The organism is Azovibrio restrictus DSM 23866 (genome assembly GCF_000429665.1).
In the GTDB taxonomy this organism is placed as follows: domain Bacteria; phylum Pseudomonadota; class Gammaproteobacteria; order Burkholderiales; family Rhodocyclaceae; genus Azovibrio; species Azovibrio restrictus.
In genome coordinates this window covers 1-14,257 of the sequence record NZ_KE386938.1, presented here as the reverse complement: position 1 = coordinate 14,257, position 14,257 = coordinate 1, and the positions used below count along the sequence as shown (strand labels likewise).

17 protein-coding genes and 2 pseudogenes are annotated in these 14,257 nt (G+C 56.8%); 5 read left to right on the top strand and 14 right to left on the bottom strand.

Annotation, left to right across the window (positions count from 1 at the left end; all coding sequences use genetic code 11):
- Nucleotides 1–96: 96 nt before the first annotated feature.
- The 9 genes from cas2e to G474_RS0117810 form a co-directional block, all read right to left on the bottom strand.
- Nucleotides 97–327: a type I-E CRISPR-associated endoribonuclease Cas2e gene (gene cas2e, locus G474_RS0117845; protein WP_245589400.1), complete on the bottom strand. Its 231-nt coding sequence runs from the start codon at nt 325–327 to the stop codon at nt 97–99.
- A 37-nt stretch (nt 328–364) separates the two neighbouring features.
- Nucleotides 365–1,258: a type I-E CRISPR-associated endonuclease Cas1e gene (gene cas1e, locus G474_RS0117840; RefSeq protein ID WP_026688128.1), complete on the bottom strand. Its 894-nt coding sequence runs from the start codon at nt 1,256–1,258 to the stop codon at nt 365–367.
- Nucleotides 1,252–1,989: a type I-E CRISPR-associated protein Cas6/Cse3/CasE gene (gene cas6e / locus G474_RS0117835; RefSeq protein WP_026688127.1), complete on the bottom strand. Its 738-nt coding sequence runs from the start codon at nt 1,987–1,989 to the stop codon at nt 1,252–1,254. The genes cas1e and cas6e overlap by 7 nt, the downstream gene beginning before the upstream one ends.
- Nucleotides 1,986–2,699 (bottom strand): type I-E CRISPR-associated protein Cas5/CasD, encoded by a 714-nt coding sequence (gene cas5e, locus G474_RS23040; RefSeq protein ID WP_084513847.1) that lies wholly within the window; start codon nt 2,697–2,699, stop codon nt 1,986–1,988. The genes cas6e and cas5e overlap by 4 nt, the downstream gene beginning before the upstream one ends.
- 1 nt (nt 2,700) lies before the next feature.
- Complete coding sequence (gene cas7e, locus G474_RS0117830) at nt 2,701–3,900, bottom strand: type I-E CRISPR-associated protein Cas7/Cse4/CasC (RefSeq protein ID WP_026688126.1); 1,200 nt, start codon at nt 3,898–3,900, stop codon at nt 2,701–2,703.
- Between the two features lie 21 nt (nt 3,901–3,921).
- Nucleotides 3,922–4,506: a type I-E CRISPR-associated protein Cse2/CasB gene (casB, locus tag G474_RS0117825; RefSeq protein ID WP_026688125.1), complete on the bottom strand. Its 585-nt coding sequence runs from the start codon at nt 4,504–4,506 to the stop codon at nt 3,922–3,924.
- A complete protein-coding gene (gene casA, locus G474_RS0117820) occupies nt 4,503–6,083 on the bottom strand; it encodes a type I-E CRISPR-associated protein Cse1/CasA (protein ID WP_026688124.1) in 1,581 nt (526 codons plus the stop codon). Before casA ends, casB begins: the two co-directional genes overlap by 4 nt.
- A 20-nt stretch (nt 6,084–6,103) precedes the next feature.
- A complete protein-coding gene (gene cas3 / locus G474_RS0117815) occupies nt 6,104–8,719 on the bottom strand; it encodes a CRISPR-associated helicase Cas3' (protein WP_245589398.1) in 2,616 nt (871 codons plus the stop codon).
- A 1,258-nt stretch (nt 8,720–9,977) separates the two neighbouring features.
- Entirely contained in the window at nt 9,978–10,220 is a 243-nt protein-coding gene (locus G474_RS0117810) for a hypothetical protein (RefSeq protein WP_211228152.1), read from the bottom strand.
- A gap of 309 nt (nt 10,221–10,529) precedes the next feature.
- Between G474_RS0117810 and G474_RS23695 the strand changes: the two genes are divergently transcribed.
- Nucleotides 10,530–10,787: a hypothetical protein gene (locus tag G474_RS23695; RefSeq protein WP_156919347.1), complete on the top strand. Its 258-nt coding sequence runs from the start codon at nt 10,530–10,532 to the stop codon at nt 10,785–10,787.
- 8 nt (nt 10,788–10,795) lie between these two features.
- On the opposite strand, the gene G474_RS0117805 is transcribed toward G474_RS23695, so the two are convergent.
- Nucleotides 10,796–11,077 (bottom strand): hypothetical protein, encoded by a 282-nt coding sequence (locus tag G474_RS0117805; protein WP_026688121.1) that lies wholly within the window; start codon nt 11,075–11,077, stop codon nt 10,796–10,798.
- A gap of 113 nt (nt 11,078–11,190) precedes the next feature.
- Here G474_RS0117805 and G474_RS21550 point away from each other — a divergent pair, with 113 nt between their 5' ends.
- Genes G474_RS21550 through nadS form a run of 3 tightly spaced genes read left to right on the top strand, consistent with a single transcriptional unit; the run spans nt 11,191 to nt 12,432 of the window.
- Nucleotides 11,191–11,784: a transposase gene (locus G474_RS21550; RefSeq protein ID WP_051282414.1), complete on the top strand. Its 594-nt coding sequence runs from the start codon at nt 11,191–11,193 to the stop codon at nt 11,782–11,784.
- A 22-nt stretch (nt 11,785–11,806) separates the two neighbouring features.
- Entirely contained in the window at nt 11,807–12,145 is a 339-nt protein-coding gene (locus G474_RS0117795) for a type II toxin-antitoxin system RelE/ParE family toxin (RefSeq protein ID WP_026688120.1), read from the top strand.
- 2 nt (nt 12,146–12,147) lie between these two features.
- On the top strand, nt 12,148–12,432 hold the full coding sequence (nadS, locus tag G474_RS0117790) for a NadS family protein (RefSeq protein ID WP_026688119.1): 285 nt from the start codon (nt 12,148–12,150) through the stop codon (nt 12,430–12,432).
- Nucleotides 12,433–12,460: 28 nt separating this feature from the next.
- On the opposite strand, the pseudogene G474_RS24625 reads toward nadS, so the two are convergent.
- The 4 genes and pseudogenes from G474_RS24625 to G474_RS24620 all read right to left on the bottom strand — a co-directional run.
- Nucleotides 12,461–12,703, bottom strand: a pseudogene (locus G474_RS24625) (IS4 family transposase); the annotation flags it as partial.
- A gap of 28 nt (nt 12,704–12,731) precedes the next feature.
- Nucleotides 12,732–13,079 (bottom strand): hypothetical protein, encoded by a 348-nt coding sequence (locus G474_RS0117780; protein ID WP_026688117.1) that lies wholly within the window; start codon nt 13,077–13,079, stop codon nt 12,732–12,734.
- A gap of 89 nt (nt 13,080–13,168) precedes the next feature.
- Nucleotides 13,169–13,450: a hypothetical protein gene (locus tag G474_RS23690; protein ID WP_156919346.1), complete on the bottom strand. Its 282-nt coding sequence runs from the start codon at nt 13,448–13,450 to the stop codon at nt 13,169–13,171.
- 81 nt (nt 13,451–13,531) lie between these two features.
- Complete coding sequence (locus tag G474_RS24620; RefSeq protein WP_026688116.1) at nt 13,532–13,747, bottom strand: tautomerase family protein; 216 nt, start codon at nt 13,745–13,747, stop codon at nt 13,532–13,534.
- Between the two features lie 254 nt (nt 13,748–14,001).
- On the opposite strand from G474_RS24620, the pseudogene G474_RS0117770 reads away from it, so the two are divergent.
- Nucleotides 14,002–14,257, top strand: a pseudogene (locus G474_RS0117770) (IS110 family transposase); the annotation flags it as partial.

Here is a 14,257-nt window from a genome sequence, read left to right as displayed (position 1 = left end):
GGGTCTATCCCCGCGAACGCGGGGGAACCTCTTGTAGATAGCCCTATGATCTACAAAAGAAAACATTAAAAGTGATTCGAATTTTTAAAGAGCACTCTACAACATTCGTTTAACCAGCCAAAGGCCATCTACCTCTACGAGTTCTCTTGGAGGCTCACCCAAGGTCTTGATGCCAACCCCACCGGTTTCATTCATATCCCGCCAGACCATGACAACACTTCCTTGAGGCTCGGCCGAAAACCAGCTCTCCAAGGTCTCCCAGGCTCTCGACCTCACGCCGGAATTCATTCGGGGCGAGATGTAGACCGTCGGCGCAATTTCCAACATGACCGATGCCAGAAACCCACGAAACCGATAAGGCACATCACGCGTCACTATCACTACCAGCGCCATCGCTTTCCTCCGTCCGCAATACCTGTTTGATCTTGTCGATCATGCTGGCAATGACATCCTGCTTCCGAAACACCGTAGACGCCTCGCGTCTGACCAGGCGGTCGATGCTGGTTTGGTCCCCATTGATCGCCTTTTTTGCCACCGAGAAAGCTATTTGCAGCGTGATCGTGTCACGAAACAGATCGGCAATGTCCAGCACAAACGCCTGCCCGGAATCCTCGTGGATAAAGCCAAGCTGAGGGATGGCAGCCAGCGACTGAACGGCGATGGCGGCGGCGCCCTGAACGGCCGTAGCCGCATGGTTGATCGCCTGATTCGGTATGTCCGTGGCCTCTGGATTATTTCTATCGTAATGCCGACCATCCCAGGGAATACCGTATTTATCCGCCATCAGACGATAAATCGCCTTTACCCGCGCCCCCTCGATGCCGCGCAGCGTATCCAGATCACGATGCGGCAGAATTTCGCCCAAGCGCAAGGCATACATGTGCCGCGCAACGCTGACGCGGCGACGTGGATTCCCCCATAGCTCGGCCTGACGACGAGCCACGTCGGAGCGGTCAGGCAGCAATGGCGGCGCCGTGTAAGTGCGAACCCCATCCTGCCCGACAGCCGCCATCAGGGTTCCGTGTCTTGCCAGTAGGCGCAGGGCGTCATGCGTCACGCTACTGCCCGGCCCGAGCAGGATCATCGAAACCGCCTGATGCGGTATCTGCAGCACATGGGGTGTCAGCGATTCCTTGCCTGACATGAAATGCAGGCAACCATCGATCACGCAAAGTTCACCGCGCTCCAGCCAGATCAACCCATGTCGATCCGCATGGGGAACGCGGGCCGTTTCCAGCCCGAGTCGCCCTTTCAACATGCGCTGGCTGGCCTGAGCAACAACATGCCAAAACCGAACGCGCGATGTCGCCCCACTCCTCTGGCTAACAGACGGTTGAATGCCTCGGGATCACCGACCAGCAACTGCCCCTTGAAAACGACATCCGGCCCGCTAATGCTGGCAGTTTTTCGTTTGCCGTTTTCACTGCTCCCCGTTTTGCGCAATACACGCGTGAGCTTGAACGATTCCATCCGGGTCTCGACAATTTCGGCGGCACCTTCGACAGCCATTTGCTTGACCAACCAGTCCGTATAAACCGCTGTTCGCTCAGCCAAGCTTCCATTTTTTGCGTCTTTTTCGCTGTCGACCGCAGGATTTATGGAGTGCAGGAAGGCATCGCGCTCCCCGCCTTCCTTACTACGCACGACCGGACGAACCCTTAACTCAAAGCCCAAGCGCTGTCCCGTTTTCCAAGCGGTGGGGAATGGGCGCGCGTCCAGCGCATCAAGTCCCAAGGCACGGGCCACATCCGGAGTCGCCAGCGCGGCGTTCAAACGCAAGCTTTCCAGGTCGGCAGAGGTATAAGCCAGCAAGCCCTGCCGCCCTCCCAGATAATGGAAGGGCTTCGGCGCCAAATCGCCGAAAGCGGTACAAAGCAGGGCGTGCAGCGCATAGCCGAAATCACCATCCGGTGACAGCAAACCATGACGCGTGGCCCACGGTGCCAGGGCAGCGGGGTCCGGTTGCAAACGCAATAACTGAAAAGTCATGTTGTCACCCCCGGCGCATCAAATACCCCTTCTCGTACGGGCCGCCACCCACCGTGGACACCGCTGGACCAATTGCGCTCATCGCACAAATCCAGAACGCGATCACCCGGCAGAACGCCCTCGCCGTCCGGCCATTGCAAGCGCAAACGGATAGGGCTATCGGGAAACGGAACGGCTTTCAGGGCTTCAAGAATGTTCGTTGCATCCTGCCAACCGGCAAACACTCGCCGACTGGGCAAACAGGTTTTCCGCCCGATAAACAAGGGGCGCGCCGGGCGGTCAAGCGCTTGGGCAAGATCATCCAGTGTTGGTGTCTCTGCCGCTGGCTCAAGACGTAGTGCGACAAGAACGTTCAGGCTGGCGTGGTAATCACGGTAACGAAGGTGCGGGGAGGAATAGGCATCTGGCCCACCCCGCCTCCCCTCGGGTGTTCCCCATGTAGTCCACCCCAAATCGTCCTTGCCTAGTTGCGCAGTCTGGAAATCGGTTAGCCGCTGAACATCGCTGTCCAATCTTGCTCCGATTAACAAACGTGATTGGAGACGTTCATGCAACCCGCTCTCCTCCCGTCTATACCCCAACGCATTTGCCAGCAGGCCGGTCACCATGGAAAGCGCAGGAAAATCTCGTATTACGCCAAATTTGTCGATGGTTTCCCCACCGAAGGCGATCAACGGAGCTTCCAGGCGCATCAAAAGATGGCGTGGCATGTCAGCAAGCCCCTTGCTCGATAATTCCCTTAGCCCAATCGGCCAATTGGGTCAGGTTCAGGCGCTCGGCGCCCGGCACACTGACGGGATCAACAGACAGGAAACGACGAGCCAGCGGTGCGCCGTAGGCATCATCCATGGCGGCGATTTCCGCAGTCAGCTTACCCACCGCCCGTTGCCGAATGGGCGCGCTGCTGTCTTCCAGAGACAAGGCGTTGTGAAAGGCTGCGGCCAAGCTGCGCGGTTGCCAGTCGCCGGCTTCCACCAGCATGAACTTCGCCCAATCGAAGGGTGCTGTCGAGCCGCGTTTGGCGCCGGGACTGACTGTGGCAATGAGGTGAAGCAGATTTTGCACAACCCGTGCTGCCAAGGCTCGCTGTTCTGGAGATGCGCCAACTGCAAAGCACTTCTTGAAATCCATACCTTCCAGGTTCTGTACCAGCTGCGGCACATCGACTACCACATAACCGTAATAAAGCCCCGAGGCGAGTTCGGTATCGAAAATCCCGGCGGAACCCAACTCGCCAGCATCCTGAAGAAGGTCGTCCACCACCGTGAAGTAATCGTTTTCAACCTGAGCCTGATGCACCGTGAAGGCATGGGCGACGAAGACGGCTGCATCACGACTCGTCAGCAAATCGGAGGTCACCATGCGACCAAACAGGGCTGACTCCAGACCGCTGCCATGCTTCAAGGCTTCAAGGTTCTTACTCTTCTTTTCAGCCTGCAGCCATTCGCCTACTGCAGTTTTCAAGGCTTTTTCATCGGTATTAACCGCTGCCAGTTCAGTGCAGTAATTCACCAAGTAGTCAATTTCCGGCTTGCCAAGCAATACTGCCTGCCCGGTTTTCAGGGCATCTTCACCCTTCTTGTCTTTGCCTCCTTTGTCGAGCAATCCGCCTTCCCGCAGGGCTTCAGCAGCGGCCTGCGCCAGCGGTGCGCTCAACCCGTTTTCCTGCAAACGCTTGGCGATCAGCTCCAGCGTACCCCGTGATCGAATGCCCATAGGCACATCGAGATTCGCCAAGGCAAAGGCATCTTCGGTTACGCGCCAATGACGTTTCAAACATTGCGAGGAAATCCGGGTACGAACCGCGTCCCCCAAGGGAAGGCGCTTGGCGAGACCGGCATCGTCGCGATTCAGCAGAGCTGCCGGGTAAGTGTGCAGGGTGTGAATTTGAATAAAGCGCGGGATTTGCATGATCAGGCTCCAATAAGTGAATTAGTGCTTCGGTTTCTTGGCTTCGGCAGAAAAGTAACTGCCGGCAATTCGTAGTCGCGTGGCTTCGGCGGCCTCTTCATCGCGCCCCTGATGAAGCACCAGATCGCCCAGATCGAACCAGTTCGGTGCCTTGCCTTTGCTTGCGAGCAGACGAAGCAAGCGGGGAAGAAGCTGGCGGAAGGCATCACCGCGGGCGGTCAGCAGCTTGGTGACACGCGATTCGGAAACATCCGCATCGCTGAGTTGTTTACCCAGCCTCTGGCTTGCATCGTGGCCTGCCAGCGCCATGCCATGCGCAATCGTTCCCCAGCGTTGCCAGGTCTCTGGTTGCCAGGTCTCGGGTGAAAAACCGGCGTACACCAAAGCCCGCGAAAGCGCCGCAACCTGATGGGGGCGCAACTCCGCATCCGGATCGAGTCGGGCCAGTGCCGCCCGCTCGCCGTTATCCAGGCCATGCGCATCGCCTTTGAAACGAGCAGCCTGGGTAATGATATGGGCGAGTTTCGCAAGCGGACTTTCCTGCCTTGGGGCAGCATTCGCCTCGGGCAAAGGCAGTTCCGATGAATCGGCATCATGGATGCTCATAGGGCAAGCTCCTTGTTGGTGGATTGTTGGCGGTAGTACTCGGCAAGTACCGGTAGGGTCTTCGTGCTGCGCAAACCGGCATGGAAACGGGACAGCGCAGCCGCTTGGGCGCGATAGCGTTGCTCGCCGCACTGAGGTCCGGCGGCAAAGGCACGTTTCAAAATGGATTCGGCGGAAGAAGCCATGGAGAGCAACCAGTTCAAATGCTCGGTTTCTGGTTGATCTGACTCGATTTCTGCATTCAGCGCATCAAAGAATCGGGCGTCTTCGGTTTGTTCAAACGGCTTAGCAAAATCACTTGCCTTGTTTTTGGCGCTGTCAGAAAACTTGTCTTTAGGCGCTCCTTGATCGAACAGGGTAGCCAGCGCCGTCCAGAGCACACTTCGAATCTGCCCAATGGCGTTTACCCGCTCGCCCGCAATTTTTCCTAGGCGATCCGTCTGTTTTTGAATCAGCAACTGTCGCACTTTGGGAGAAATCGGGATTCGGCGTTCGTGGTATTTCTCGGTTTTACCTTTCCCCCGCGTCACCCCCTGTGCGAGAACGAAAAGTCCTTGGGTGCCATCCGTTACCGACGGCATTTGCGCAATCGAACGACAATACTCACCACCAAAAAGTAATTGGGCCGCCAATCGATAGTGGAACCCTTCAGCATTTATCGTCAGCGCTTTTCCTTCAGCAACAGCGATCGGGGTCCAAGGATCACCGGTCATCCCGTTTCGCTCTTTTGCCTCAATTCGTGCAGCCTTGCTTCCGGTACAGATGGCAAAGATCGACTGCTGCCCATCGGAACACTCCAACCGAATGCGGCGGCAAATCTCGATGTAAAAAGGATCTAGCGACGAAAATGCACGACTGCTTTCGCCGTTCCATGGCTCTAGCCACAACAACCCGACCCCCCCCATACTTTGCAACCCTTGCTGCTGGACGATGGCAACGCGACTGGCTAACAAGGTCTGAATGTCTCGCTTCCAACGTGATCCCCAATGTCCTTGAGGAACAACCCCAATCGCTGGACGACTGGCGAAGCCACCATTCATTCGAGAAATTCCGTAGTTCCCGGCGCCAAGAAAACCTTCCTGCGTCTGTAGACTGATCAGCGCCATTAACCAGTCATCGACCTCAGCCCGCCGCATCCTTGCCGCCTTTAGATCGTGGTTCTTTGAAGTAACCAGCATGTCCAATTCATCCGCCGCCTCAATCCGGTTTTTCCAGCTATCGACGGAGCCTCCCGGCACCGGCGCCTGCATGAAAGCCGGCCGGTCGTGTGGCGAAATCAGGCACCAGGCAGCGCCATCCGGATCGTCTGGCGTCAGACCCAACAAAGCCTCTTTCCAACCGGACTCGGTATCGAATATTTCCTCTCGACCCGCCCGGTGCACAGCCATCGCCGCGAGCTGAACCAGAAAGGCGTGCCACGGGTGGCGCTGGTGTGGTCGCAATGCTGGGAAATCGCGTATTACATCGTTTGCCAAAGCAACAAACAAAGCCGGCAGACTGAAAGACTTGGGCTGTCCATCGGCAACCAGACGAGTTCGGATCAATGGTTCATCCAGCAGGTTGTAGCGTAGTGTCACGGCGTATCCTCCGGCGGTTTTCATTCATCCTTGAGGCGTTCGAGCCCCAAGCGGCTATAGCGAAAAGAAGCAGAACCCAAACGGAATATAATGCAATCGTCCTGACGGGACACATCGCTTGGCTCGGCATCGAGCGGCAAATCCTTTGGCAACAGGTAATGCCGTATCGGCAGTTCCTTGAGCGGGAAACCAAAGGGACCGATCACGCCGAAAAAGCGTGCCGCTCTGTCTTGCGCCCCCAGACGCGTTGCGACTTGCACATCGTGAGGAAACTCGACTTCGCCAAACGCCTGCTCGATATCCAGCGAATGCAGATAGCCCAAGGCTTTCTGAGCCCCCGTGTCTCCCTCGATTTTCTGGGCCAGCCCTTGCCAAACCTCACCCAATTGCGTTTCGAGTGCGCGCAATTTGTCCGGGTGAGTTGCCGCCTCAACGAGATAGCGATTGTCCTCAGGAATCACAACCTCCGGCTTTTCGAGCAGCAGTCGTCGCGTTGCTTCAAGAATGCTCAGGTCGGCATATACCCCGCCACCGTTATGGAAACGGCCCAAGCCATGTTGTGGTCGGGCGAGCATGGGCGAGAGGTCATTTCCTGCTGGCGTCAGCACAATGGCCTGGGCTTTGCGAAAAGCTTCCGGGCGTTCGTTTTCATGCCGGTGCAAACGCCCAAGCCGCTGCAACAGCACATCCATCGGGCACAAATCGGTGATAAGGAAATCGGCGTCAATGTCCAGGCTTTGTTCCAGCGTCTGGGTACCGACAACGATCAAGGGGCCTGCCGGCCGAGCTTTACCTAGCTGCTGCTCGATGGCGGCATCAAGTTCCGGTCTATCCTGACGGCTGAAACGGCTGTGGTGCAGCGTTCTCACACCTTTGACGCTGAACAGCCATGCCAGATCGGGAACTTGCTTTTCCAGTGCGTTCAGCGTGGCCACAGCAGCCGGGACCGTGTTGCGGATAATCAGCACCTTGGCGCCTTGCGCAGCGGCCTCAATGGCCAATTGCGCGATTTTCTCAGGGGCTGCGATGCAGTCACGAGAGCTCCAATTCACTCGCTTTGAGCGCCCTGTTCCGGGTATGGCCCGAATGCCATGACAATCTGAAATTGCCGGATACGGCACGGCACAAGCCTGCTCGAACGACATGTTCGGGATCAAACCTGACCGCCCGGTCGGTGCCAAGGCCAAATAGCGACTGCGTGCGCTAGAACCCAGCGTGGCCGACAACAGCAAGGCATGCCCACCACAACCCAGATGCGCTTTCAGCAAACGTTCCAGCAGTACCGTCATGTAGGCATCAGAAGCGTGAACCTCATCCACGACCAGCAGGCTGCGGGCAAGTGTTGCATGGCGTAGATGCGCATGACGAACTTGCAGGGCGCCCAATAGCGCCTGGTCAATGGTGCCAACCGCGACCGGCGCGGCAAGGAAACGCTTGGAGTTTTCCGCGGCCCAGCGTTGGTGCGCCTTCTGATCGTCGGGCGAGTCGTTCCAGAAAACCTCGAAATTCGCCATGGCCTTTATCTCTTCGCCATCGGCAGCGACGTAGCCCGGTAGCGCGCGTAAAGCGAGGGGTGGATTTTCCGGCCACAAGCGTTTCAGGGTGTCCTGCACCCGTTGATAAAGCTGGGTCGCCGCTACCCGTGTAGGCAAGGCGAAGTAGAGGCTATCCACCAAACCAGAGCGGAAAAGATGAACATAACGCCACAGCGCCGCTTCGGTTTTGCCACTGCCAGTTTCTGATTCGAGGATGACCAAAGGACCGAGGGAATCATCGCTCATCGCTGCCTGGACAGGACGGGGATCGAAACCGCCGAAAACATCAGCAAAGCTTGGCGCTAAGGCAACGAGTTTGGCGCGCCAATTGTCGCTATCCAGTCCCAGGCTGGTGATGGCCTTATCAGCCATGGATGCTGCGGTTTCTGCGCGATTCTCGCCTGCTTCGGAAAACTCGAAAAAGCGTGTATCCGATCCCAGCCAGTCAGCCAACTGAACCAGTCCAGCAAACAGGTGCCCGAAACTTGGAGCGTGCGGCAATGCCTGACCGCCGACATCAAAGGCGCTTGGGTAAAGCTCTGGCGCGCGGTACGCAATTTCTTTCAGTACAACAGTAGGGTCGTATTTCCCTTCATGGGATTTCCAGATGCTCGAACTGACACCTGGGCTATCCTTGATCGGCCGTCCGTGATGGCTGATGCTCGCGGTCAACAATGAATCGACTGCATCGCCCCAAGTACAGATTTTTTCGATCAAGGGCTCGATAGCTTCGGCGGAAGTTGCGACTTGGAATAGTTTGACGGCCTCAACCCCATGCCCCGCGGTAATCTGCACAGGCCAACTTGGCGGAATTTTTGTTTTCCAGCGCTTGGCCTGGAACCCACTATTTGCCTTACCGATGTCGTGCAGGAATGCCAGCACGGCAAGGCGTTCAATGTCCTGTTCGGTTAGTTTTCTTCTTGCAGATCGTTCCAGCGCACGTCGAATTGATCGACACTGTGCAAGCCTAATAAAACTAGCAGACACGTCGATCATATGATCGATAAGCAGGTGCTTCCTGGCAATTTCCCCCTCAGTGCCAAACTCCAACTTGCCAAATGCTTCGTTGTTCTTAAGGACATGAACGACATTCATTGCCATAGTTCAGCTTCCAAGTTTCTGCACCTTTCAATTAAATCTTTGACTGGTCACATGGTGATATAGACATAAATTATCATGACATTATTCTGTTTGAGCATCTGGATCGACCTTGCGAGTCAGGGAGCATTGAGGGCAGGGTTGTTCTTGCTGTGTGAGTCGCTTCGGGATTTGTAGAGACTGCGCAGGCTCCTTTGTGTGCTACTGCGGTCGTTCAAGCAGGGAGGCAGAACGGCAGCAATGGCCGAGGAGTTGCCAGTAGTGATGCTCCGGATTCCATGGTGTGGTATGCGGCTGGGAGGGACAAAGTATGAAGAGAAAACAGTGAGTCGATTCGAGGGGTTTTGCGTGTAAGGTCGAATCGGAAAGAGTCAGAAATCGGGCCTGTTTGGCAGCTTTACGATCAGCGTGCGCCGTGAGTGATATCCGGCGTGTTGCGACGGCAGAGGATGGGAGGAAGTCCCTCTGCACCATTGGTCACCGTCGCGACCAATGCTGTGCGATCAAGCTGCCGTCAGTGACAGGTATCCATCAAGCCCCTGTCGGCCACAAGCCTTCAGGGGCTTTTCTTCGCGAGCATATCCGCTATCGCCGCGATAGATAGATGGCCTGCATGGGCCGGATGCGACGGAAACACCGACCCTGTTACACCCGCAGGCGCGTCGTGCAGGCTGTAAGCGAGGCACTGCAATAGTCGGTCTGTCCATGGTGAGACAAGCAGACCGATGAATGAATCGCTTGGTCATGCCGTGCTTGGTCTGTTATCAGCAGTACAGATATCAGATGGAGCGAGTGAAAGCCCCGTGCTTCTCACCCTTGGGGAAGCTATTGTCAGCCGTGCGCTTAATTTATCAACTGCCTCCGCCTGCCTTGCAAGTGCCCCTCTACATTCTGCGCACAATATGAAGGTGGCTACGTCGTGCGTGCGAGGGACTGAGGTGGCGAGTAAGGGGCGGCAGCAGTGAGTTGGTGGGGGTATAAATGGGGGTACGGATTTATTTCAAACTCAGATAACCAAGTATTTTTGCGGCCTGCGTGGATTTGTTTTGTAGCCCCCGCCCCACCAGATTCAGTACCACAGCAGTCCTAAACAGGCCGGCAAACCAAGAGAAATCAAGGTTTCCGGCCTTTTTCTTTGCCTTGGCCGTCCTGATCAATGCCGTTGCAAGCCGGGGGATGAATTCATCTCGTTGAACCGCCCACTGCGGACCCGCACGGTGGGTGGTGTGAGGCTGGGGGAGAGAAACCACTGGCTACCAGATTAGAGCTCAATGACTTGTGGTTCACCGGGATATTCCTCCGAAAGCGAACGCGCAAACTCTATAGCGTCGTGCAGCGATTCATCGGGGTGCGACGATGTGAGTAAAAAGCGATTTGGATCGGAGCCATCTCCGACCACGAGTTCATCGATGATGTCTTCTACACGGGCGCAGTCTGCCCCTACGACGCCTACAAATTTCACGCCTTCCGCGATGAACTGCTCAACCAATACATCGAGTTCCATGCGATAGCCGGAGGAGCAGTGTAGAACGACCTTGGGAGCCAATGGCATAGAGAGCTCTACCGTGGAAGTGAGCGGCCTGCGCGGCTTTTCGCGCAGGTCCGCTCGACTGCAGGGGAGGTGGTGACCTTACGCATTGAGCCACGCCATTAGAGCGATGACTGCGAAGACCACCCCAAGAACTTTTACGGAGCGCCGAGCCGACGAAACCTGGGCCGGCGAAATTGCGGCAAGAGGAGCGAGCGGCGAGAAGATGAGAGTTAAGCTGCACCAGCCGACGAGCAGAACAAAGACCGTTGAAAGAGGCCGCGCATGCGCCAAAAGTGCAGCGCTGCCGATGAGAAGAAACTCAAGCGCCGCAACGTAGGAACCGGAAAATGGGCCTTCAATTCCAACCTGCCCACCGCAGCTCGGGCAGCGCTTAGGAATGAGGCGAGACGAGAGGAAGAACTCGCCTCGGGCAATGCATTCGCGCTCACAGTGCGGGCAGGCCAGCATGTCACCGCTAACGTTGAATTAAACGGCGCGCTGCTTGCGGCGCGTCCGAGCGACCGCAGGGAGCGTTTTTGAATGTGATGTTAGAGCGCATTGTCGACGAGCTCCATCTCATGAGGGTCGAGAGCTATGGAGTGAGAATGGCAGCGGCCTTCTTGTTCATTGGGCCAGGACTTTCTCACCCACGGGTGGCCGTACTCGTCGATCTCCTCGACCACAAATACTCCACCAATCATTGAGAGAACGTCCTGTTTTTCTTCGCTCGGCAACTCGTCGAGCCAGCTGCCGGAAAGGCAAAGGAGACGAACTTTCGATCCGATATGAACCGGCTTACCGTTCTTGTCCGTGGAGAGCGTGGTCGCCATGTGTTTTTGCGCTCTAACGAAGCTGTAGAAAAATTCTCTTCATACCCGGATCGTGCCGTGAACCATATGGAATATCAAGGTTCCAATGCGCATCGGGTTTGGGGAGCAGCAGCATGGCGCGCTACAAGTGGATCGACACGAGCCCTCGCTTCCTGGCGATGGATCTGGCGAAGCAGTTGTTGCCGGGCAGTTTCGAGCATGCGGTGCATCATCTGTTCGAACATGAAATCGACCACGGCGGTTTTGCCGCCCGCTATCGCAACGACCAGAACGGCGCGCCGGCCTACCCGCCCGGGATGCTGCTCCAGGTCATCCTCTGTGCCTACGCCCGGGGTGTCGTCAGCAGCCGGGGCATCGAGCGGCTGTGCCGGGAACACGTCACCTTCATCGCCCTGTGCGGCGATACCGCCCCGCACTTCACGACCCTGGCCGCCTTCGTCTCCGGCCTGGGCGAGGAAACCGCCCGGCTGTTCGCCCAGGTGCTCTACCTCTGCGACCGGCAGGGGCTGATCGGGCGCGAGATGTTCGCTATCGACGGCGTCAAGCTGCCGGCCAATGCCTCCAAGGCGAAGAGCGGCACGCGGGCCGATTCCCAGCGCCAGGCCCGCACAGCGGTATGTCGGTGGCTTGAACTTCCCGGCGCGATGCTCTGCCTTGCGGCTCTCTCCACCGCGCGCAGTGGGCGTTATTTGTGTTCCATGAACTAATCCAATGGATTAGAATCAATCCATGCAGACCGTAGCTGAAACCCCTGAGTACATCCGACGAGCTGAACGGCTTCTCTCGGATGGTGAGCGGCGGGATGTACTGGCCTATCTCGCTGCCCATCCTTGCAGTGGTGATCTGATGGAGGGTACGGGCGGGGTGCGTAAGCTCAGGTGGGCCAGGGGAAGCCGTGGCAAGAGTGGTGGGGTACGAGTGATCTACTACTTCCACAGTGACCGCATCCCCTTGTACCTGCTGACCATGTTTGCCAAGAATGAGCGGGCAAACCTCAACAAGGCAGAACGGAACGGATTAGCAGAATTGGTTGGGCTGCTGCTGGCAGCCTGGCAACAGGAGGAATGAAGATGAGCAAGGCATTCGAGAGTATCCGGCAGGGCCTACAGGAAGCCATTGCCCATGCCCACGGGGATAACGGGGCTGCACAGGTGTATCGGCCCCGGGTTATCGACGTAAAGGCCCTACGCACGCGGGTAGCCATGACACAGGAGCAGTTTGCTGCCCGCTTCGGCTTTTCCGTGGCCACCCTGCGCCATTGGGAGAGAGGGGACCGCAGCCCCCAGGGCCCGGCCCTGGTTCTGCTGAACGTGATTGAGAAAAACCCCGGGGCTGTTCTGGAGGCTCTGAGGTGATCCCTAAAAGCATGCCGTTCCACACAACTCATTTGGCATTGTAAATGGCCTGCATATGCGCCATGCCCTTGATGAAGTCTCGCAAACGCTGCATACCCAGCCAAAGGGTTTTGACGCCGGGTTCGCTATCGCCTTTTCTGCCGAGGAAGCCGCCGAGCATGGAGATTTGCCGGACGACTTGGGCGTCAGCCTGAAGACGGCGATCCAGCATGGCGTCAGCAGTAAGAGCTACTGGCACAGTGGGTGGTGTGGGGGCCGGGGGAGAGAACTTCTGGCTACCCGATTAGCGGGTATGTCGATCACTTGGGCTTTCCAATCAATAGATCAATTGGGACACCAGCGGCTTCCGTTTCGCCCGCATTGCGCATACGGATAAGCATTGTTCTGGTCATTTCTGACGGATACCTGCGAAAGAAAGTCACAAGCTCCTTCTCATAGCTACCAGTTGCCTCCATGCCGTGAAGCGCCGACCAGAAGACGCCTGATCCATCTTGATCCGGGAAGCGCTCGAAGAGGTTAAAGATGGCTGAGTAGTAAACAGTGGGATCACTCTCGGCGAATGCTTTTTCGAATAAACGTTCGAGTTCAAGCCAGTTTCCATTCGTCGGCTCAAACTCAGCAATTTGCGCTGCGAGGGCGGTGTTCATGTTTTGCACGCTAACGTGCAAGGTGAGGGGCGCGGAGCCGGCTTGCCGGCGGAGCGTCCCAGCGGCGAAGCCGCGCCTCGAGCGGGATGTTAGGGGGCATGGTCACCCCCACGATGATGGTGACTACGGCGCCGCAACCAGCCAATGCCGCCGATAACCAAAGCTATGACAATAAACACAAGAAGAATTAGCTCCTTTAGCCAAAAGACGACGAAATCCTCGGTGTCAAACGATTGGCCACTTGGGCCTTTGTAAAAAGCAGACCAAATCATGACCAATACCATTGCCAAGATGGCGAGGAAAAACTTGGCGACTTGATGCTCAGAGCCACTAGAGGACTTTTCGATATTTTCAGGAGACTCAGTTTCCACGGCTTTGCGCCCTAACGTGCTAGCTCAGCCGCCGCCGAAGGCGGTCCGCTGGAGCGCAGGGTTGGGCGTGATTGCTGAGCATTACTCTACCGACCTTTGCGCGGAAAGCTCTGCTCGAAGCTGATTAACGTCCTTTCCGGCGATCGCCACGTTTTCGTTTGGGAGTTCGTGAATTGACACGAAAAAATAGTCCTTCGGAATACGCATGACCTCCGCTGAGACTTCAGTGAGCCTTTGGATGAGTTCGCGCTTTATCTCGGGTGTTAAGGCTCCCGCTTCAAAACAGATGTATGGCATATGAGTTCCAGCAATAAGGTTGACGACATGTGTAACACACGAGAATTCAGTACCTCACCTGGTTTCTAGGCTGATGATGCCCAACGTTCGACGTAACCGGCCGGCGGAGGCCGAAGGCCGGAGCGAACCTGCAAGCGCAGCTTGCAGGCGGTCCGGTTGACTGATGGGATGGACTCCCCCGTCTTTTTGGCGCGGAATAAGCGCCTCCGGTGCTCATGGGGATGGGGATCGGGTTTCGACGAAAGGAGTCCGAAATGCATGCTACTACCGTTGCAGTGGATCTGGCCAAGAGTGTATTCCAAATCGCTATTGCAGATGGCAATTGGAAGCTTGTCGAGCAGCAGCGGCTGACCCGACACCAGTTCGAGCGCTGGTTCCAGAACCGGAGCATTGGGCTGGTGGTGATGGAAGCCTGCGGCTCCGCCCACCACTGGGGGCGCTGGCTCAATCGACTGGGCATCCCGGTGAAGTTGCTGCCGGCGGCCTACATCCGAGCGTATGTGAAGCGCA

What these genes read in the sequence shown, in the direction of transcription:
- cas1e (WP_026688128.1), bottom strand. Translation starts at nt 1,258, where the DNA reads ATGTTGAAAGGGCGACTCGGGCTGGAAACGGCCCGCGTTCCCCATGCG.
- casB (WP_026688125.1), bottom strand. Translation starts at nt 4,506, where the DNA reads ATGAGCATCCATGATGCCGATTCATCGGAACTGCCTTTGCCCGAGGCG.
- G474_RS0117780 (WP_026688117.1), bottom strand. Translation starts at nt 13,079, where the DNA reads ATGAACACCGCCCTCGCAGCGCAAATTGCTGAGTTTGAGCCGACGAAT.
- nadS (WP_026688119.1), top strand. Translation starts at nt 12,148, where the DNA reads ATGAGCAAGGCATTCGAGAGTATCCGGCAGGGCCTACAGGAAGCCATT.
- G474_RS23695 (WP_156919347.1), top strand. Translation starts at nt 10,530, where the DNA reads ATGCGCCAAAAGTGCAGCGCTGCCGATGAGAAGAAACTCAAGCGCCGC.
- cas7e (WP_026688126.1), bottom strand. Translation starts at nt 3,900, where the DNA reads ATGCAAATCCCGCGCTTTATTCAAATTCACACCCTGCACACTTACCCG.
- cas5e (WP_084513847.1), bottom strand. Translation starts at nt 2,699, where the DNA reads ATGCCACGCCATCTTTTGATGCGCCTGGAAGCTCCGTTGATCGCCTTC.
- G474_RS24620 (WP_026688116.1), bottom strand. Translation starts at nt 13,747, where the DNA reads ATGCCATACATCTGTTTTGAAGCGGGAGCCTTAACACCCGAGATAAAG.
- G474_RS21550 (WP_051282414.1), top strand. Translation starts at nt 11,191, where the DNA reads ATGGCGCGCTACAAGTGGATCGACACGAGCCCTCGCTTCCTGGCGATG.
- G474_RS0117810 (WP_211228152.1), bottom strand. Translation starts at nt 10,220, where the DNA reads ATGGAACTCGATGTATTGGTTGAGCAGTTCATCGCGGAAGGCGTGAAA.
- G474_RS0117795 (WP_026688120.1), top strand. Translation starts at nt 11,807, where the DNA reads ATGCAGACCGTAGCTGAAACCCCTGAGTACATCCGACGAGCTGAACGG.
- cas3 (WP_245589398.1), bottom strand. Translation starts at nt 8,719, where the DNA reads ATGGCAATGAATGTCGTTCATGTCCTTAAGAACAACGAAGCATTTGGC.
- G474_RS0117805 (WP_026688121.1), bottom strand. Translation starts at nt 11,077, where the DNA reads ATGGCGACCACGCTCTCCACGGACAAGAACGGTAAGCCGGTTCATATC.
- cas2e (WP_245589400.1), bottom strand. Translation starts at nt 327, where the DNA reads ATGTTGGAAATTGCGCCGACGGTCTACATCTCGCCCCGAATGAATTCC.
- cas6e (WP_026688127.1), bottom strand. Translation starts at nt 1,989, where the DNA reads ATGACTTTTCAGTTATTGCGTTTGCAACCGGACCCCGCTGCCCTGGCA.